The sequence below is a fragment of the Brevundimonas sp. TWP2-3-4b2 genome (assembly GCF_049897345.1).
GTDB lineage: Bacteria > Pseudomonadota > Alphaproteobacteria > Caulobacterales > Caulobacteraceae > Brevundimonas.
Window position 1 is genome coordinate 143611 of sequence record NZ_JAFCWB010000003.1, and the last position, 17725, is coordinate 161335.

Annotated in this window: 17 protein-coding genes; 11 read left to right on the forward strand and 6 right to left on the reverse strand. The window is 66.5% G+C overall.

What is annotated here, in order from left to right; translation table 11 throughout:
• Nucleotides 1-17: 17 nt before the first annotated feature.
• From ACP7AS_RS07720 to ACP7AS_RS07760, 9 genes are all read left to right on the forward strand, one after another.
• A complete protein-coding gene (locus tag ACP7AS_RS07720) occupies nt 18-1232 on the forward strand; it encodes a M50 family metallopeptidase (protein ID WP_426028288.1) in 1215 nt (404 codons plus the stop codon).
• A 113-nt stretch (nt 1233-1345) separates the two neighbouring features.
• Nucleotides 1346-3697, forward strand: coding sequence for an outer membrane protein assembly factor BamA (bamA, locus tag ACP7AS_RS07725; RefSeq protein WP_426028779.1), 2352 nt, complete (start codon nt 1346-1348; stop codon nt 3695-3697).
• A 33-nt stretch (nt 3698-3730) separates the two neighbouring features.
• Nucleotides 3731-4312: an OmpH family outer membrane protein gene (locus ACP7AS_RS07730; protein ID WP_426028289.1), complete on the forward strand. Its 582-nt coding sequence runs from the start codon at nt 3731-3733 to the stop codon at nt 4310-4312.
• A 7-nt stretch (nt 4313-4319) separates the two neighbouring features.
• Nucleotides 4320-5324 (forward strand): UDP-3-O-(3-hydroxymyristoyl)glucosamine N-acyltransferase, encoded by a 1005-nt coding sequence (gene lpxD, locus ACP7AS_RS07735; RefSeq protein ID WP_426028290.1) that lies wholly within the window; start codon nt 4320-4322, stop codon nt 5322-5324.
• Nucleotides 5325-5350: 26 nt separating this feature from the next.
• The gene (gene fabZ, locus ACP7AS_RS07740) at nt 5351-5818 is read left to right on the forward strand and encodes a 3-hydroxyacyl-ACP dehydratase FabZ (RefSeq protein ID WP_426028291.1); all 468 of its coding nucleotides are present in this window, start codon (nt 5351-5353) and stop codon (nt 5816-5818) included.
• Nucleotides 5815-6603: an acyl-ACP--UDP-N-acetylglucosamine O-acyltransferase gene (lpxA, locus tag ACP7AS_RS07745; RefSeq protein WP_426028292.1), complete on the forward strand. Its 789-nt coding sequence runs from the start codon at nt 5815-5817 to the stop codon at nt 6601-6603. The genes fabZ and lpxA overlap by 4 nt, the downstream gene beginning before the upstream one ends.
• On the forward strand, nt 6600-7451 hold the full coding sequence (gene lpxI / locus ACP7AS_RS07750; protein WP_426028293.1) for a UDP-2,3-diacylglucosamine diphosphatase: 852 nt from the start codon (nt 6600-6602) through the stop codon (nt 7449-7451). Before lpxA ends, lpxI begins: the two co-directional genes overlap by 4 nt.
• Entirely contained in the window at nt 7448-8614 is a 1167-nt protein-coding gene (lpxB, locus tag ACP7AS_RS07755) for a lipid-A-disaccharide synthase (protein ID WP_426028294.1), read from the forward strand. Before lpxI ends, lpxB begins: the two co-directional genes overlap by 4 nt.
• A 36-nt stretch (nt 8615-8650) precedes the next feature.
• Nucleotides 8651-9091: a nuclear transport factor 2 family protein gene (locus ACP7AS_RS07760; RefSeq protein ID WP_426028295.1), complete on the forward strand. Its 441-nt coding sequence runs from the start codon at nt 8651-8653 to the stop codon at nt 9089-9091.
• Between the two features lie 3 nt (nt 9092-9094).
• Here the strand turns inward: ACP7AS_RS07760 and gltA are convergent, their stop codons facing one another.
• Entirely contained in the window at nt 9095-10396 is a 1302-nt protein-coding gene (gene gltA / locus ACP7AS_RS07765) for a citrate synthase (RefSeq protein WP_426028296.1), read from the reverse strand.
• A gap of 64 nt (nt 10397-10460) precedes the next feature.
• Nucleotides 10461-11885, reverse strand: a complete 1425-nt coding sequence (gene gltX, locus ACP7AS_RS07770; RefSeq protein WP_426028297.1) for a glutamate--tRNA ligase — start codon at nt 11883-11885, stop codon at nt 10461-10463.
• Between gltX and ACP7AS_RS07775 the strand changes: the two genes are divergently transcribed.
• Nucleotides 11884-14025 carry a ComEC/Rec2 family competence protein gene (locus ACP7AS_RS07775; protein ID WP_426028298.1) on the forward strand — a complete coding sequence of 714 codons (2142 nt, stop codon included), beginning with the start codon at nt 11884-11886 and terminating at the stop codon, nt 14023-14025. The genes gltX and ACP7AS_RS07775 overlap by 2 nt on opposite strands.
• A 66-nt stretch (nt 14026-14091) precedes the next feature.
• Here the strand turns inward: ACP7AS_RS07775 and lexA are convergent, their stop codons facing one another.
• The 4 genes from lexA to ACP7AS_RS07795 form a co-directional block, all read right to left on the reverse strand.
• Nucleotides 14092-14784, reverse strand: coding sequence for a transcriptional repressor LexA (gene lexA, locus ACP7AS_RS07780; protein WP_426028299.1), 693 nt, complete (start codon nt 14782-14784; stop codon nt 14092-14094).
• A gap of 239 nt (nt 14785-15023) precedes the next feature.
• Nucleotides 15024-15812, reverse strand: a complete 789-nt coding sequence (gene trpC, locus ACP7AS_RS07785; protein WP_426028300.1) for an indole-3-glycerol phosphate synthase TrpC — start codon at nt 15810-15812, stop codon at nt 15024-15026.
• On the reverse strand, nt 15809-16843 hold the full coding sequence (gene trpD, locus ACP7AS_RS07790; RefSeq protein ID WP_426028301.1) for an anthranilate phosphoribosyltransferase: 1035 nt from the start codon (nt 16841-16843) through the stop codon (nt 15809-15811). The genes trpC and trpD overlap by 4 nt, the downstream gene beginning before the upstream one ends.
• Nucleotides 16843-17433 (reverse strand): anthranilate synthase component II, encoded by a 591-nt coding sequence (locus ACP7AS_RS07795; RefSeq protein ID WP_426028302.1) that lies wholly within the window; start codon nt 17431-17433, stop codon nt 16843-16845. The genes trpD and ACP7AS_RS07795 overlap by 1 nt, the downstream gene beginning before the upstream one ends.
• A 104-nt stretch (nt 17434-17537) precedes the next feature.
• Between ACP7AS_RS07795 and ACP7AS_RS07800 the strand changes: the two genes are divergently transcribed.
• Nucleotides 17538-17720 carry a peptidoglycan-binding protein gene (locus ACP7AS_RS07800; protein ID WP_426028303.1) on the forward strand — a complete coding sequence of 61 codons (183 nt, stop codon included), beginning with the start codon at nt 17538-17540 and terminating at the stop codon, nt 17718-17720.
• Nucleotides 17721-17725: the final 5 nt, after the last annotated feature.

A 17725-nucleotide genomic window follows, 5' to 3' on the forward strand; every position in this document is an offset into this window, starting at 1 on the left:
AAGGGACCCTAAACCGGATGACGGGCTTTCTCGGCCAGGCACTGCTGACCATCGTACCCTTCCTGCTGGTGCTGACGTTTATCGTCACCATCCACGAGCTGGGCCATTTCCTCGTCGCGCGCGCTTTCGGCGTGAAGATCGACCGGTTCTCGATCGGCTTCGGCAAGACGATCGTCGCCCGGACTGACCGGCACGGTACGGAATGGCGTCTGGCCTGGCTGCCTCTGGGCGGATACGTCAAGTTTTCAGGCGATCTGGACGCGTCCAGCGTGCCTGACCACGCCGGGCTGGCTGAACTACGCCAGCGGGTCATCGCCGAGAACGGTGCCGGGGCCGAGCGCGACTATTTCCATTTCAAGCCGATCTGGCAGCGGGCGCTGATCGTCGCCGCGGGACCGGCGGCCAACTTCCTGCTGGCCATCGTGCTTTTCACAATCCTGTTCAGTGTCGTGGGTGAGCAGATCGTGGCCCCCCGCGTGGCGCGGGTCGTTCCCGGCACGCCCGCGGCCGAGGCAGGCTTCCAGCCTCGCGATCTGATCGTAGCCGTCAACGGCGAGGCGGTTCAGGAAGGTGCCGAGGTCACGCGCATCGTCATCATGAGCGCCGGCGATCCCCTCCGGTTCACCGTGGACCGCGGAGGACAGCAGGTGTTCCTGACGGCCACGCCGCAGCGCCGCGAAGAGCAGGATGAACTGGCCGGGCGGGTCAAGATCGCTCGCATCGGGCTGGAGATGGCACCGCTGGCGCAGGACTACCGCTTCCGCCGCCTGAATCCGCTTGAGGCCGCCGGCAAGGGTGCCGAGACGATCAGCGAGACCGTGGGAACGACCGCCACCTACATCGGCCGCATCTTCACGGGCAAGGAATCGGGTGACCTGCTGAACGGACCGCTCGGAATCGCCAAGGCGGCCGGGGGGGTCACCCGTCAGGCTGTGGCGGCGAATCCCGACCCGATCTGGATGGCGGCGAACCTCGCGCTGACGTTTCTTCAGTTCGCCGCCATAGTTTCGATCGGAATTGGCATTGTAAACCTCTTGCCGATTCCGGTTCTGGATGGGGGGCATCTGCTGTTTTACGCATATGAAGCTGTGGCCCGCAGGCCAGTCCCCGCCAGCGTTCAGGAGGTCAGCTATCGCGTCGGCCTTGCTTTGCTGGCGGGATTGATGTTGTTCGCCACTTGGAACGACTTGCAAAAGCTGAGCCTGTTCAAATTCCTCGGCGGGCTCGCATGACGAGCCGACGCCAGCCCCCGATGGTTTCCCGCATGATCCGACAAGACGCGTCTGCCCTCCGTTTCGCCCGGCGCCTGAGCCCGAGCTTGCTAGCCCTTGTGGTCGCGGCCGGAATGGCTGGCCCGGTGCTGGCTCAGTCCGCGCCGGCGGCAGCTTCCGCCATGCAGGCCGGCGCGCCGGCCGAACCGGCTCCGGCAGCCCAGGCCGCGCCTGTCCAGGAAGAGCGGCTGGTCGTCAACCGCATCCTGGTGCGTGGCAACCAGCGCATCGATCAGACCACAGTCCTGTCCTATCTGCCGATCCAGCCCGGTGATGTGGTCGATGCCTCGGTCCTCGACGTCGCTGTCCGCACCCTGACCCGGACCCAGCTGTTCGCAGACGTCCAGCTCGGGATCTCGAACGGCGATCTGATCGTCGAGATCGTCGAGAACCCCATCATCAACCAGGTGGTGTTCGAGGGGAACGGGGCGCTCAGCGAAGACAAGCTGACCAAGGAAGTTACGCTGAAGCCACGGGGCATCTACACCCGCGCCCGCATCCAGGAAGACGTCGGCAAGATCGTCGAGCTGTATCGCCTGTCCGGCCGTATTTCTGCGACCGTCACGCCCAAGATCGTCCAGCTGGAACAGAACCGCGTCGACGTGGTGTTCGAGATCGACGAAGGTCCTGAAACCGGCGTGCGTGCGATCACCTTCCTCGGCAACAGCGCCTTCTCGGACAACGATCTTCGCGGTGTCATGGTCACACAGCAGTCGGCCTGGTACCGGCTGTTCACGACCAACGACAACTACGATCCCAACCGCCTGGACTATGACCGCGAGCAACTTCGGAAATTCTACACCAACCGCGGCTTTTATGATTTCCGGGTTCTGTCGGCGATCTCGGAACTGACGCCCAATGACACCGCCTTCGGCATCACCATGACGGTGGACGAAGGGGACAGGTATAATTTCGGCACAGTGGATGTGGTCACCGAGAACGACCGGCTGAACCCCGAGTTCCTGAAGCTGCTTCTGCCGATCAGGAGCGGCGATCTGTACGAGAGCGACAAGATCGAGACGGCGGTTGATGCCCTGACCTTCGCCGCCGGTTCGGCGGGCTATGCGTTTGTCGAGATTGAGCCGACCTACAGGGCCAATCCCGAGACCGACACCGTCGATGTCACCTTCAACATCAAGGAAGGCCAGCGGGTCTACGTCGACCGGATCAATGTGATCGGCAACACCCGCACCCTAGACAACGTCGTCCGCCGCGAGATGATGCTGACGGAGGGCGACGCTTTCAATCGCACGCTCCTCGAGCGTTCGCGCAACAATCTGCGGGCCCTGGGCTTCTTCAAGGACGTCACGGTCGAGGAGGCGCGTGGATCGGCGCCTGACCGATCCGTGGTCAATGTGACCGTCACCGAGCAGCCCACCGGCGAACTCTCGGTCGGTGCGGGCTTCAGTTCGGTCGACTCCTTTGTCGTCAACCTTGGCATCACAGAGCGCAACTTCCGCGGCCGTGGCCAGAACGTCGTGGCGCGTCTCGAGTGGGGCTCGTTGCGCCAGCAGATCGACTTCCGCTTCACCGAGCCCAAATTCCTCGGCCGCGATCTTCGCGCCGGGTTCGACGCGTTCCACTCGCGCTATGACCTGAGCAAATACTCGTCATATGACTACCGCTCGACCGGTGGGGGGCTGCGGCTGTCGTACCCGTTGAACGGCTACACCTTGCTGAGCACGCGCTACTTCCTCAAGAGCGACGAGATCATCGTTCCCACAGGCTATTGCAACGCCTCCGGTTCAGGCTCGAGCGCTCTTTGTGACCAGGTCGGATCGTTCCTCAATTCATCGGCGGGCTACACCCTGCTGGTCGACCGGCGGAACGATCCCGTCCGGCCCACGCGCGGATGGACCGGTTCGTTCCGTCAGGACTTCGCGGGCATCGGCGGCGACGTGAACTATGTGAAGACCGAAGGTGATGTCTCTGCCTATTGGGGTATCACGCCGGAATGGGTCGTTACGGCCTCGGCCTCGACCGGCTATATCGCGGGCTGGGGTGGGGATCCGATCCGGATCAATGACCGCTTCTTCAAAGGCGGCAACAGTTTCCGTGGCTTTGAAACCGCCGGCCTGGGTCCGCGCGATCTGACCACGAGAGATGCTCTGGGCGGCAATTTCTATGCCATCGGAACCCTGGAACTGACCGTCCCGAACTTCCTGCCGGAACAGTACGGGATCAAGACGTCCCTGTTCGCCGATGTGGGGACACTCGGCGTGCTTGACGCGCGTTATACGGTGAATTCTCTGGGCAGCCCGGACCCCAACATCGTTGATGAGCTGAAGCTCCGCGCCACGGCGGGTGTCAGCATTCACTGGCGTTCGCCGATGGGGCCGATCCGATTCGACCTGAGCCAGATCATCGGCAAGGAAATCTACGACAAAACAGAAACGTTCCGCTTCTCGACCTCAACACAGTTCTAGCCGCGGACCCGATTTCCGCTTCAAAGGTTCAAGATGAAATTGTTCGCTCTCGGCGCTTTCGCGCTCGCTTCCCTGGCCGCCGGCGCTGCCGCCGCCCAGGCGCAGGCTCCGTCCAACCCGGGCCCGGTGATCGCAGGCGTCTGCGTCTTCCATAACGACCGCCTTCTCGCGACGTCCACTGCCGGCCAGTCGGTTCAGGCCGGTATGCAGCGCCTGGTTACGGAGGTGCAGGGCGAGATCCAGCCCTACGCCGCGGTGATCCAGACCGAGGTGCAGCAGCTGCAACAGGGCGGTGCCGCAGCCGACCCGCAAGGCACGCGTCGTCAGGCGCTTCAGCAGCGGGTGCAGGAAGCCCAGCAGCTGGAGCAGACTCGCCAGGCCGAGCTGCAATACACCCAGCAGCTTCAGGTCCGGGCTATCGCCCAGGCCGCCGATCCGATCCTGGTCGCCGTCTATCAGGAGCGCGGCTGCGGCCTGCTTCTGGACCGTTCGGCCGTCTATATCTCCAACCCGGCGATGGACATCACCGACGTGGTCATCCAGCGTCTGAACACGGCCCTGCCGTCGCTGAGCTTCAACCGCACCCCGGTGCCGGCCCAGGCTTCCGCGCAGTAAGGCCGCCATGCCCGATCCGCGCTTTTTCGACAGCCTGCCGGCGCTGAGCGTCGCCGAGCTTGCCGACCGGATCGGGGGCGAAACGCAAAGAGGCGGAGACCTTCGGGTCTCCGCCGTCGCCCCGCTGGCTTCGGCGGGGCCAACCGAAGTCGCTTTCCTCGGCGACCGCAAATTCCTCTCCGCCCTGACCGAAACGCGCGCCGGCTGTGTGATCCTGCCGAAGAGCGCAATCGAATCGGCACCGCCTGGTGCGGCCGTTATCGTGTCGGGCGAAGCGCAGGCGGCCTGGGCGCGGGCGTCGAGCCTGTTTCACCGACCGGTCGTCCTGGCCCGGGCCGCCGATGCGGGCGAGGTGTCTGAGGACCCGTCTGTCGTGGTCGAGCCCGGCGTTGTGCTGGGGCCCGGTGTCCGCATCGGGCGCGGCAGCCGTATCGGCGCGAATACGGTCATCGGGCCGGGTGTCCAGATCGGGCGCGACTGCCAGATCGCCGCCAACGTCACGATCGGATTCGCCCTGATCGGCGATCGAGTGAAGATTCTGGCCGGAGCCCGCATCGGGGAGCCGGGATTCGGCGCCTCCGGGTCAAAGGATGGCCCCATCGACATTCCCCAACTCGGCCGCGTGATTCTGCAGGACGGCGTCACCGTGGGCGCGAACTCCTGTATCGACCGCGGTGCCTATGACGACACGGTGATCGGCGAGAACACGAAGATCGATAATCTGGTCATGATCGGCCACAACTGCGTGATCGGCCGCAACTGCCTGATGGCGGCGAATACCGGCATTTCCGGATCGGTTATCGTCGGTGACAACGTCATATTCGGTGGCAAGGCGGGCATCGGCGACCACATTCGCATCGGTGAAGGCGCACGGATCGCGGCCGGTGCCGGCGTCCTCGCGGATGTCCCCGCCGGCGAGACCTGGTCCGGCTACCCGGCCAAACCGCTGCGTCAGTTCTTGCGCGAAACGATCTGGCTCGCCAAACAGGCATCCGGAAAGGCGCGGTCGTAAGCGCCGACGGCGAGGAAGCCCGCAGGATGAGTGAAGACGGCAAGATCGATTATGCCGAGGTGATGCGGCGTCTGCCCCATCGCTATCCCTTCCTGCTGGTCGACAAGGCGGAAGACTTCGTCGCCAACACCTCGATTACCGGCATCAAGAACGTCACGCACAACGAACCCTATTTCCCGGGACATTTTCCCATCGATCCGGTCATGCCTGGTGTGATGATCATCGAGGCCATGGCCCAGACGGGCGCGCTGTTGATGTCCAAGTCGATGGATGTCGAGGTCGAGGGCAAGGTGATCATGTTCATGTCGATCGACGGCGTGCGGTTCCGCAAGCCGGCCCGTCCCGGCGATCAGCTGCGGATGCAGGTGGTGGTAACGAAGATCCGGGGCGACATCTTCAAGTTCCGTGGCGAGACCTTCATCGACGGCAAGCTGGCGTCAGAGGCGGACTTCGCCGCCATGATGGTCACGATCGACAAGCCGGTGCCCGCGTGAGCCGAATCCATCCCACAGCCGTCGTGGATCCCGGTGCGCGGCTGGCCGACGGGGTCGAGATCGGGCCGTGGTGCGTCGTGGGCCCCGGCGTGGTTCTGGAAGACGATGTGCGGCTGGTCAGTCACGCCGTTGTCCAGCAGGATACGACGGTCGGGGCGCGCACCGTCATCCATCCCTTTTGCGTCATGGGCGGCGACCCGCAGCATACGGGCTACAAGGGCGAGTCGGTGCGGCTCGAGATCGGGCCCGACAACAGCATCCGCGAGCACTCGACCTTCAACCGGGGTACACCGCAGGGTACGGGCGTGACCCGCGTCGGCTCCCACGGCCTGTTCATGACCGGAGCCCATGTCGGCCACGACTGCGTCGTCGGGGACCATGTCGTGATGGCCAACAATGCCACACTGGGCGGTCATGCACGCATTGGCTCAAAGGTCTTCCTCGGCGGTCTGGCCGCTGTGCACCAGAACGGCCGGGTGGGGCAGGGGGCCATCGTCGGTGGTCTTGCTGCGGTAACGCGCGATGTCATTCCCTACGGTTCGGCCTGGGGTAATCACGCCCAACTGCACGGATTGAATCTGATCGGCCTGAAGCGGAAGGGCTATGACAGGACGGCGATCCGCCGCCTGCTGGGTGCCTATCGCGACCTCTTCGAGGGCAGCGGGACTTTTGCCGAGCGGCTGGACGCGGTTGAAGGCGGCTATGCGGACCTGCCCGAGATCATGGAAATCACGGCCTTCATTCGCGAGGACGGCAAACGGCCCCTTTGCCTGCCGGGCGAATGAGCGGCGCCGGGATCGGCAGCAAGCTGGGCCTGATTGCCGGCGGCGGTGCGCTTCCCATATCGGTCGCTGCCCGGTGTGAGGCCGAAGGACGGCCGGTGTTCGTGGTGCGCCTTGCCGGCTTCGCTGATCCGCATCTGGCCCGTTATCCCGGCATCGAGGCGGGCCTGGCCGAGATCGGCAAGGTCTTGTCGGCGCTGAAGAAGGCGGGCTGTGCCGCGGTGACGTTCGCTGGAACGGTGAACCGACCGGATTTCAGGACTCTGAAGCCCGACCTGAAGGGCGCGACCCTGTTGCCGGGCATCGTGGCCGCGGCGACGAAGGGCGATGATGCGCTGTTGCGCAAGATCCTGTCGGTATTCGAGAATGAGGGTTACGCCATCGAGGGGGCTGACGACATTCTGGGCGGTGAGACGCTTCCGGCTGGAGCTCTCGGTGCCGTTCGACCGTCACCGGAGCAGTTATCCGACCTCCGGAAAGCGCTACATGTTGCGGAAAAGGCGGGAGAACTCGACATTGGTCAGGGCGCGGTGGTTTGCGACGGCCTGGTCCTGGCCGTCGAGGCCCAGGAGGGGACCGACGCCATGCTGGCGCGGGTTGCCGCATTGCCGGCGGACCTGCGCGGATCAACGACCCACCGAAAGGGCGCGCTCGGCAAGACGCCCAAGCCGATCCAGGACCTGCGCGTCGACATGCCCGTCATGGGTGCGCGCACGATCGAGATGGCGGCGGCTGCGGGTCTGGCAGGCGTCGGCGGCGTCGCCGGCAAGCTGATCCTGATCGACCATGCCGCCATCGTCGAGACCGCCGACCGGCTGGGCCTGTTCGTCTGGGGCGAGATGGGCGCATGAGCCGGCCGCTGAAGGTCATGCTGGTCGCTGCCGAAGCGTCCGGCGACGCCCTGGGCGCGGGTCTGGCCGGGGCACTGAAGGCTCGCCTGGGTCCGAAGGTGACCTTTGTCGGCGTAGGCGGGCCGCGCATGGCCGAACAGGGGGTCCGCAGCCCGTTCGATATTGCCGAATTGTCCATTCTCGGCTGGATCGAGGGATTGAAGGCCTATGGCCTGGTCAAGCGCCGGGTGAGCGACACCGTCGCGCTGGCTGTCGCCGAGAAACCGGACGCCGTGGTCCTGATTGACAGCTGGGGCTTCACAATCCGGGTCGCCAAGGCGCTGAAGACGGCCCTGCCCGGGGTACCTCTGATCAAATACGTTGGACCGCAGGTCTGGGCGTCGCGGCTTGGCCGGGCGAAGACCCTGGCGGCGTCCGTGGATCATCTGCTGGCCTTGTACGCTTTCGACGCACCGTGGTTCGAGCGCGAGGGTCTGCCGACGACGGTCGTGGGATCGCAGGCGCTGCACGTCGATTTCGGCGAAGCGGATCCGGCGGCGTGGCGGGCTTTACGGGGTATCGCGACCGATGCCCGGCTGTTGTTGGTCCTGCCGGGCAGTCGCCCCTCCGAGATCCGGCTGATGACCCCGGTCTATGAAGCCGCCATCGCGCAGCTCAAGGCAGCAGACCCGGCGCTCGAGGTCGCGGTGGTCGCAGCGGGTACGGTGGCGGACGATGTCACGGGCCGTGTGGCCGGCTGGCCGTTCCGGGCGCATCTGGTCGCCGAACGCGAGAAATACGCCGCCATGCGTGCCGCCACAGTGGCGCTGGCCACAAGTGGGACGGTCTCGACCGAACTCGCATTGGCCGGCGCGCCGATGGTCATCGCCTACCGCTTCCAGCCGCTCAGCTATGCGATCATGAAGCCGTTCTTCACCGGCAAATACGCCACCCTGTTCAACCACGCCGCCGATTCGGAGATCGCGCCGGAGTTGATCCAGAATGATGCGACGCCGGAGAAGCTGGCTGCGGCGGTCGGCCGTCTGCTGGCCGACCCGGAGGCTCGGCGGGTGCAGGCGGAAAGGCAGACGGCCGCGCTGGAGCTGATGGGCCGGGAGGGACGTGACCCGTCGGAGATCGCGGCTGAGGCGATATTGCGGGTCATCGCCGGACACACCAGCTAGAGAGAACGGCGCAATACAGAAAGGCAGGCGGCCATGATGATGATGCGAACCCTGGCCCTGGTGGTGGTCGGCATGCTTGCGCTCGGCGGGCCTGCCAATGCCGGTCCGGATGAGGATCGGGCGATCGTGGAAGCGCTCTACAGCCGCGTCTTCAACGGCAAGGACCTCACCGCCGTGCCGGATCTGATCGCGGTCGACTACATCCAGCACAATCCGGCGATCGAGACCGGGCGGGACGCCTTCATCGCCGCCTTTACCGGTTATTTTGCCGCCGTTCCCGGCCTGACGGTGGACATCAAGCGCATCATCGCCGCCGACAGCCTCGTCGTGGTTCATTCGCACTGGCGTGACAGCCCGACCGAGCGCGGCCAGGCCGTCATAGACATCTACCGGATCGAGAACGGCAAGATCGCCGAACACTGGGACGTGGTTCAGCCCATCCCGGCGACAGCCGCCAACGACAACGGCCGGTTCTGAGTCTCAGCCCCGCGACTGGATCGGCACATAGTCCCGCTCGGTCGGCCCGGTGTAGAGTTGGCGCGGGCGGCCGATCTTCTGGGTCGGATCGCCGATCATTTCCTGCCACTGGGCGATCCAGCCGACGGTGCGGGCCAGCGAGAACAGCACGGTGAACATCGAGGTCGGGAAGCCCATCGCCGACAGGGTGATACCCGAATAGAAGTCGACGTTCGGGAACAGCTTCCGCTCGATGAAATACTCGTCCGACAGGGCGATACGCTCCAGCTCCTTGGCGACCTGGAACAGCGGGTCGTTGGGATCGCCGACGGCGGCCAGCACCTCGTCGGCACTCTCCTTCATCACCTTGGCGCGAGGGTCATAGTTTTTATACACGCGGTGGCCGAAGCCCATCAGCTTGTATTTCTTGGCCTTCACGCCCTCGATGAACTCCGGGATCTTGTCGGGAGTGCCGATCTCCTTGAGCATGTTCAGGGCTTCTTCATTGGCGCCGCCGTGCGACGGGCCCCAGAGGCAGGCGATGCCGGCCGCGATACAGGCGAACGGATTGGCGCCCGAAGACCCGGCCAGGCGGACGGTCGAGGTCGAGGCGTTCTGCTCATGGTCGGCGTGCAGGATGAAGATGCGGTCCATGGCCTTGGCCAGCACCGGATTGACCACATAGTCCTCGGCCGGGACCGCGAAACACATCCGCAGGAAATTCTCGGCGTAGGTCAGTTCGTTACGCGGCGAAACAAAGGGCTGGCCGATGTGGTATTTATAGGCCCGGGCCGCGATCGTGGGCATCTTGGCGATCAGCCGGATGGCCGAGATATTGCGCTGGACCGGATCATGGATGTCCAGGCTGTCGTGATAGAAGGCGGACAGGGCACCGACGGTACCGACCATGATCGCCATCGGATGGGCGTCGCGGCGGAAGCCTTCGAAGAAGCGGTCGAACTGGGCATGCAGCATGGTGTGCATGGTGATGTTCCGCTCGAAGGCTTCATACTCTGCTGCCGTCGGCAGTTCGCCGTGCAGCAGCAGGTGACAGACTTCGAGGAAGTTGGATTGCGAGGCCAGCTGGTCGATCGGATAGCCGCGGTGCAGCAGGGTGCCCACGTCGCCGTCGATAAAGGTCAGGGCGCTTTCGCAGGCGGCAGTCGAGGTGAAGCCGGGATCGTAGGTGAAGGCGTCGGTCGCGGCGTAAAGCTTACGAATGTCGATGACGTTCGGACCGGTCGAACCCGCCAGAACAGGCAGTTCGACGCTCTTGTCGCCGTAGGTGAGGGTCGCCGTGCCGGCGGGTTTGGCTTGTTCAGTCATTGCAGCCCCTGGGGGTTAGGCGGAGACCGGCGCGGAGAGGCGCAATCCACGGTCTGATGAATTGTCAGATAGTCTGTTGCAGCGCATCATCCAAGCGTCCGAGGCTTTCTTCGCGCCCCAAAGCCGCCAATGTTTTCGCGATGTCGGGCGAGACGCCGTCTCCGGTCAAGGCCGCGCGGACCGCAGGGCCGATCTTGCCGAAGCCGACCGCCTCTTCCTCGGCGAAGACCTTGAGTTCGGCCTCGAGCGCGAAGACGTCCCAACTGGCGAACAGTTTTAGTCGATCGCGCAGGCGGGCGATGCGTTCGCCCGATTCGCCCGTCAGCATGGGCAGGCCCTTTTCATAGACTTTCAGCGGTCGCGACCGCAGCACGAAGGCGGTCTGGTCGGCCAGTTCGAGCGCGGTTTTCGCCCGGTCCTTCACGAACGGCATGGCCTTGAGCAGACGCGCCTCGTCGTCGGGTCCGAGCGCGTGGCCGCGCGCCAGATGCATGTCCAGGGTCATCTTGGCCAGCCGGTCGTCATCGGCGAGGCGGATCCAGTGGGCGTTCACATGGGCCAGCTTGTCGAAGTCCAGCCGCGCAGGGGCCTTGCCGACCCCGTCCAGGTCGAACCATTCCATCGCCTGGGCGTCGTTGAACAGTTCGTCGTCGCCGTGGGCCCAGCCCAGCCGCGCCAGATAGTTGCGCATGGCCTCGGGCAGATAGCCCATGGCGGCATATTCGTGGACCGCCTGGGCCCCGTGACGCTTGGACAGTTTGGCGCCGTCCGGGCCGTGGATCAGGGGGATGTGGGCGAAGACGGGCCGTGCCCAGTCCAGGGCGTCATAGATCAGGCTCTGGCGTGCGGCATTGTTCAGGTGGTCGTCGCCGCGAATGACGTGGGTTACGCCCATGTCGTGATCATCCACGACCACGGCCAGATTGTAGGTCGGCGCCCCGTCCGAGCGCAGCAGGACCAGATCGTCGAGATCGTCATTGGCCCAGTTGACCGTGCCCTGGACCGCGTCCTCGACCGTCACCTGACCGGGCAGGGGACGGCGAAAGCGCACGACGTGCGCCCGGGACAGGTCGTCGACCGTCGGTTCGCGGTCACGCCAGGGCGATTCGAAGGTTCGGCGTTCGGCCTTGGCCAGATCGCGCAGGCGGCCGGTCTCATCGGCCGAGGTGAAGTCGCGGTAGGCGGCCCCGCGCTCCAGCAGCGCGTTGACGACTTCGCGGTGGCGATCGGCGCGACTGAACTGGAACACCGGTTCCTCGTCGGCGAACAGCTCCAGCCAGCTCAGACCGTCGAAAATGGCCTTTACCGCTTCGTCGGTCGAGCGTTCGCGATCGGTGTCCTCGACCCGGACGAGGAACTTCCCGTTGTGTCCCTTGGCATACAAATAGTTGAAAAGCGCCGTCCGGGCGCCTCCTATGTGCAGGGAACCGGTTGGCGAGGGGGCAAAGCGGGTGACGACGGCGGGCTTGGTATCAGATGGGGAGGCCATGGCGGGCGTTATAGCGCCGACGCCGCCAAAGCCCAGCCTCGGCGAACGGGCGCGTCTTTTCGTGAGGGACCAGGTGGCGGCCCAGACCCTGCGGTGGCGGATGTGGTCGCCCGTGGCGTTCGGCGGCGGTTGCGCCGGCTATTTCGCGCTGAAGAGCGAACCGTCCGCCTGGACGCTGGGGGTCGGGGCGATGGTGGCGGCGGGTCTGTGGCTCGGTGCCCGACGGCTGGCGCTGGGCCGGATGTGGACCCTGCCGCTGCTGATGCTGGCCTGTTTCACCCTGGGGGTCGCGGTCGCCAAGTGGCGGACGGATGCCGTCGCGGCCCCCATTGTCCCGGCCATGGCCGAGCCGACCCTCGTCGAAGGCTGGGTGATCGATGTCGACAGTCCGGGATCGGCCGGGCCCCGGGTGGTGATCGCGCCGGTGCGTATCCGGGGGCTGACGCCGGAACAGACGCCGGTCCGCCTGCGCGCGACCGTGCGGGGCGAGGTCCCGGCCCCGGGCCAGGCCGTGCGGCTGTTCGCCATCCTCAATCCGCCTCCGGCCCCGGCCAGCCCGGGGGCCTATGATTTCGGCCGCAACGCCTACTTCCAGAGCCTGGGCGGGGTGGCGTTCGCGCTCGGCGAGACCCGACCTGCGTATCTGGCACCGCCTCCCTGGCGGGTGCGGGCGGCCATGGCGGTCAACGGGATGCGGTTCGACCTGGCCAGCCGCATCGTCGCCCGTCTGGGCGAGCGGACCGGCGGAATCGCCGCCGCCATGACCACGGGGCAGGAGGCCTGGCTGAACCCGGACGACGTCGATGTGATGCGGGATTCCGGACTGGCGCATATCCTGTCGATCTCGGGCCTTCACATGGCTGTGGTCGGGGGCTTTGCGTTCTTCCTCGTGCGCCTGCTGGTCGCCGCCTGGCCCTGGCTGGCGCTCCGCGTGTCGGGCAAGAAGGTCGCGGCGGTCGGGGGCCTGCTGGCGGTCGGGACCTATCTGGTGGTCTCGGGCGCGCCGCCGCCGGCCGAGCGGGCGGCGATTACGGCGTCCATCGCCTTTATGGCCATCCTGCTGGACCGGCAGGCCATCACCATGCACGCCCTTGCAGTGGCGGCCTTCGCGGTTCTGTTGATGCAGCCCGAGGCGATCGTGACGCCCGGTTTCCAGATGTCATTCGCGGCCACCGCGGCTCTGGTGGCCCTGGTCGAGGCCTGGCCGCAGCGGCCGAAGGAACTCTCGGCTCCCCTGCCGATCCTGATCGTCCAGAGGGCCGGGGCCTGGCTGGGTGCCGCCATTCTGGCCAGTCTGGTCGCGGGCGCGGCGACCGGGCCCTTCGCCATGCAGCATTTCAACCGCACGGCCATGTACGGGCTGTTGGCGAACCTGGCGACGGCACCGGTGTCGGACTTTCTGATCATGCCAATGCTGGCACTGGGGGCCCTGCTGGAGCCGACGGGACTGGGCGCGCCCTTCCTGTGGCTGGCGGGGCAGGGGATCGGACTGATGCTGGCCATCGGCACATGGACGGCCGGACTGCCGGGCGCGGTGCGGACGGTGGCCAGTGCGCCGGATTACGTCCTGCCGATCGCCTTTCTGGGCGTGCTGTTCTGTTGTCTTTGGCGGGGACCGCTGCGGTGGCTGGGACTGCCGTTCGCGGCCGCCGTCATGCTGTGGCCGCGCAGCCCCACACCGGATGTCTGGATCGGCGACGGGGGAACCAATGCGGCGTTTGTCGAAGCGGGACAGGCGACGGTCATGCGGCCCGGCGTGCGCCAATTCGCGGTCGATGTCTGGTCGCGGAGACGCGGTGTGCTGCCGGTCGAGCGGGCCCCGGCGGGCTGGACCTGCAGCCGGTCTTCCTGCGCGCCCGACACGCCGTCGGCGGGTCCCCTCGCCCTGTGGTGGGGCAATCGGGCCCCGTCCCTGGAACAGGTCGACGCGATGTGCCGTGCGGCCCTGGTGGTCAGTGTGCGTCCGGTTGTTCCGGCACTGCCGGCGTCATGCGATGGACGGCTGGTGCTGGACGGCACCGACTATGCGCGCGGCGGGGCCGTTGAGCTGTGGCGTGACCGCACGCCATCCGGCCCGCGCTGGCGTGCGGTCTGGTCAGCGGACGTACGCGGCGACCGACCGTGGTCCCGGACCGGATAACGGCTGCGCCGCTTCCGGGATGACTAGGAAAGGCCGTTGTCATCCCGGACCTGATCCGGGACGGGGTCAGTGATAGCGGCGGATAAGGCCGACCAGCTTGCCCTGGACCTCGACCTGATCCGGGCCGAAGATGCGGGTCTCATAGTTGCGGTTGGCGGGCTCGAGCGCGATCGAGCCGCCCTTCTTGCGCAGCCGCTTCAGCGTGGCTTCCTCGCCCTCGACCAGGGCGACGACGATCTCGCCCGATGAGGCGGTGTCGACGCGTTTGATGACCACCATGTCGCCGTCGAGGATGCCGGCCTCGATCATGGAGTCGCCCTCGATCTCGAGCATATAGTGCTCGCCCGCGCCCAGCATGGCCTCGGGCACCGGATAGCGGGCGGTCTCGTGTTCGATGGCGGCGATGGGTGTGCCGGCCGCGATCTTGCCCATCATCGACAGCTCGCGGGTGTCGTTGGCCGGACTTGCGGGAAGAGAGCGGCCGCCGCCCTCGATGACGCCAGGTGTGAAACCCGCCCGACCGCGCGGGGCACCGGCGGTGGCCTGTTCCGGCATCTTGGTGACTTCCAGTGCCCGGGCGCGGTGCGCCAGACGGCGGATGAAGCCGCGTTCCTCCAGCGCCGTGATCAGCCGATGGATGCCCGATTTGGATGCCAGATCCAGCGCCTCCTTCATCTCGTCAAACGAGGGGGAGACACCGGTCTCCTTGATCCGCTCGTGGATGAACATCAGGAGTTCGTGCTGTTTGCGCGTGAGCATGGCGTCGAATCGTCCAGAACAAGGCGTGAACCGTTGCCGATGTTCTGTAAGTGTTCTTGCCTAATGTCAACTTAACGGGAGCGCGTCTCTCCTGGACCGTCATCCTCGGGCTTGACCCGAGGATCAGAGGTTCGTGGGTCCGGGTGGCGGGTAGGGCCCGACGACCGCGCCCCATCAGCCTGTATCGCGAGGCGGACGATCTGATCCTCGGGTCAAGCCCGAGGATGACGATGTTGGTTTCAGGCGAGCAGCGCTCGCGTCGCGGCCTCGACGTCGTCCTGACGCATCAAGCTTTCGCCGACGAGGATGGCCTGGGCGCGGCCGTCCGAGACGCGGGCGACGTCGTCCTTCGTGAAGATGCCGCTCTCGGCTACCAGCAGGGCACCGGCCGGGCTCAGCAGGGCCAGCCGTTCTGTCACCGCCAGGTCGACCTCGAAGGTCCGCAGCGAGCGGTTGTTGATGCCGACCAGATCGCCGCCCAGATCGCACGCCCGCGCCATTTCGGCCTCGTCGTGGGTCTCGATCAGGGCGTCCATCCCGAACCGACGTGCCTCGGCCAGCAGATCGGCGGTGAGGGCGTCGTCGATCATGGCGAGAATGATCAGGATGCAGTCGGCACCCAGGGCCCGGCTCTCGGCCACCTGCCAGGGATCGACGAGGAAATCCTTGCGCAGGCAGGGCAGGGCGGTCGCCTCGCGGGCGGCGACGAGGAAGGTGTCGTCACCCTGGAAGCTGGGGCCGTCGGTCAGGACCGACAGGCAGGCCGCGCCGCCCCGCTCATAGGCGCGGGCGATGGCGGGCGGGTCGAAGTCGGCGCGGATCAGGCCCTTGGAGGGGCTGGCCTTCTTGATCTCGGCGATCAGTGCCGGGCGGCCGGGCGTGGCGCGACGGTCAAGGGCGGCGCGGAAACCGCGCGGGGCGGAGGCCTGACGCGCCAGCGCCTCGACGGCGTCCTGCGAGGTCGCGGCCTTGCGGGCGGCCACGTCGATACGCTTGTAGGCGGCGATACCGGCCAGGACATCACTCACGCGGGGTCTTCCTCGATGACGGTGTTGGTGGCCGCGACCAGATCGGCGAGGGCCTTTGCCGCACGGCCGTCGTCGATGACGGCGGCGGCCTGGGCCGCCCCCTCGGCCAGATCGGCGGCGCGGTCGGCGACGACCAGGGCCGCGGCGGCGTTCAGCAGCACGATGTCGCGGTAGGCACCGGCCTGACCCGCCAGAAGATTTTGCAGGGCCAGGGCGTTCTGTTCGGCGTCGCCACCGCGCAGGGCTTCGATCGAGGCGCGGGGCAGGCCCGCGTCCTCGGGCGTGACGGTGAAGCGACGGACGGCCCCGTCCTTCCACTCCGCCACCTCGGTCTCGCCCGTGGTGGTCAGTTCGTCGAGGCCCTGGCCGTGGACGGTCCAGGCGCGGGTCGCGCCGAGTCGCCCCAGCACCTCGGCCAGCGGTTCCAGCAGGCGGGGGTCATAGACGCCCATGACCTGACGTTTCGCCCCCGCCGGATTGGACAGCGGCCCCAGGAGGTTGAAGACGGTGCGGAAACCGATCTCGGCGCGCACCGGCCCGACATGGCGCATGGCTCCGTGGTAGGCGGGGGCGAAGAGGAAGGCGATGCCGGCCTCGTCCAGCGAGCGGCGCTGCTGGGCCGGGCTGGCCTGCAGATTGACGCCGAGCACCGACAGGACGTCGGAGGACCCGGATTTCGAGCTCATGGCCCGGTTGCCGTGTTTGGCGACCTTCAGGCCCGCACCGGCCAGCACCAGAGCGGCGGCGGTGGAAATGTTGAAGGTGTGCTGGCCGTCACCGCCGGTGCCGCAGGTGTCGATGACGTCATAGGGATGGTCCAGCGTCAGGGCCGCATCGCGCATGGCGGTGGCGAAGGCGGCGATCTCTTCCACCGTCTCGCCGCGTATGCGCAGGGCGGTCACGGCCGCCGCGACCTGGGCCGGGGTGGGCTCGCCGCGCAGACAGGCGGCGAAGAAGGCATGGGCCTCGTCCGGGGACAGCACGCGGCCGTCGACCAGCTTGGCCAGCAGGGGCTTGAAGCCGTCAGCCATCAGACCATCGCCCGGCGTTTGACATTGGCCAGATCGAGGAAATTGGCCAGCAGATCGTGGCCGTGTTCGGTGGCGATCGACTCCGGATGGAACTGGACGCCGTGGATCGGCCGCGTCCGGTGCGCCAGTCCCATGATCTCGCCGTCGGCGGTCCAGGCGGTCACCTCCAGCACATCCGGCAGGGTTTCGCGGCGGACGGCGAGGCTGTGATAGCGGGTGGCGGTGAAGGGCGAGGGCAGGCCCCGGAATACGCTCTGACCCGCATGTTCGATCGGCGAGGTCTTGCCGTGCATCAGCGTCTTCGCGCGGATCACCTCACCGCCGAACGCCTGACCCATGGCCTGGTGGCCGAGGCAGACGCCGAAGATCGGCAGGTCGTGCGGCGCAGTTTCGATCACCGCCAGGCAGATGCCCGCCTCGTTGGGCGTGCAGGGCCCCGGCGACAGCAGGATCGCCTCGGGCTTCAACGCGAAGGCCTCGGTGGCGGTCAGGTCGTCGTTGCGGACCACGCGCGTCTCCGCGCCCAGCTCCGCGAGGTAGTGGACGAGGTTGTAGGTAAAGCTGTCGTAGTTATCGACGACCAGGATCATGGTCTGGCTTCTAGGGGCTGCGGGGCCCTGCGCCAAGCGGGTGCGGCCGTAAGTCTTCGTTAACCGAACCGTCCTGAACTGGAACAGTCCAGCGGAGCCCGGCCATGAACGACAAGACCATTTCGAAGGCCCGCACGCTGCTGACGCCTGTGGTCAGGCCGGCCAATCCGTACGCGACCCTGGGTGCGGCCGCCCTCGCGGCGACGGCTGCGGTGCTGATGGCCGGGGTGCTGATCCTCGGGCCGGGCATCCGGTTCGACGAGACGGTCGTCTCGGCCCAACCCTGACCCTG

Excerpts from the sequence above, each read along its gene's own strand:
- ACP7AS_RS07720 (WP_426028288.1), top strand. The coding sequence starts at position 18 with ATGACGGGCTTTCTCGGCCAGGCACTGCTGACCATCGTACCCTTCCTG.
- bamA (WP_426028779.1), top strand. The coding sequence starts at position 1,346 with ATGGCTGGCCCGGTGCTGGCTCAGTCCGCGCCGGCGGCAGCTTCCGCC.
- ACP7AS_RS07730 (WP_426028289.1), top strand. The coding sequence starts at position 3,731 with ATGAAATTGTTCGCTCTCGGCGCTTTCGCGCTCGCTTCCCTGGCCGCC.
- lpxD (WP_426028290.1), top strand. The coding sequence starts at position 4,320 with ATGCCCGATCCGCGCTTTTTCGACAGCCTGCCGGCGCTGAGCGTCGCC.
- fabZ (WP_426028291.1), top strand. The coding sequence starts at position 5,351 with ATGAGTGAAGACGGCAAGATCGATTATGCCGAGGTGATGCGGCGTCTG.
- lpxI (WP_426028293.1), top strand. The coding sequence starts at position 6,600 with ATGAGCGGCGCCGGGATCGGCAGCAAGCTGGGCCTGATTGCCGGCGGC.
- lpxB (WP_426028294.1), top strand. The coding sequence starts at position 7,448 with ATGAGCCGGCCGCTGAAGGTCATGCTGGTCGCTGCCGAAGCGTCCGGC.
- ACP7AS_RS07760 (WP_426028295.1), top strand. The coding sequence starts at position 8,651 with ATGATGATGCGAACCCTGGCCCTGGTGGTGGTCGGCATGCTTGCGCTC.
- gltA (WP_426028296.1), bottom strand. The coding sequence starts at position 10,396 with ATGACTGAACAAGCCAAACCCGCCGGCACGGCGACCCTCACCTACGGC.
- ACP7AS_RS07775 (WP_426028298.1), top strand. The coding sequence starts at position 11,884 with ATGGCGGGCGTTATAGCGCCGACGCCGCCAAAGCCCAGCCTCGGCGAA.
- gltX (WP_426028297.1), bottom strand. The coding sequence starts at position 11,885 with ATGGCCTCCCCATCTGATACCAAGCCCGCCGTCGTCACCCGCTTTGCC.
- lexA (WP_426028299.1), bottom strand. The coding sequence starts at position 14,784 with ATGCTCACGCGCAAACAGCACGAACTCCTGATGTTCATCCACGAGCGG.
- trpD (WP_426028301.1), bottom strand. The coding sequence starts at position 16,843 with ATGGCTGACGGCTTCAAGCCCCTGCTGGCCAAGCTGGTCGACGGCCGC.
- ACP7AS_RS07795 (WP_426028302.1), bottom strand. The coding sequence starts at position 17,433 with ATGATCCTGGTCGTCGATAACTACGACAGCTTTACCTACAACCTCGTC.
- ACP7AS_RS07800 (WP_426028303.1), top strand. The coding sequence starts at position 17,538 with ATGAACGACAAGACCATTTCGAAGGCCCGCACGCTGCTGACGCCTGTG.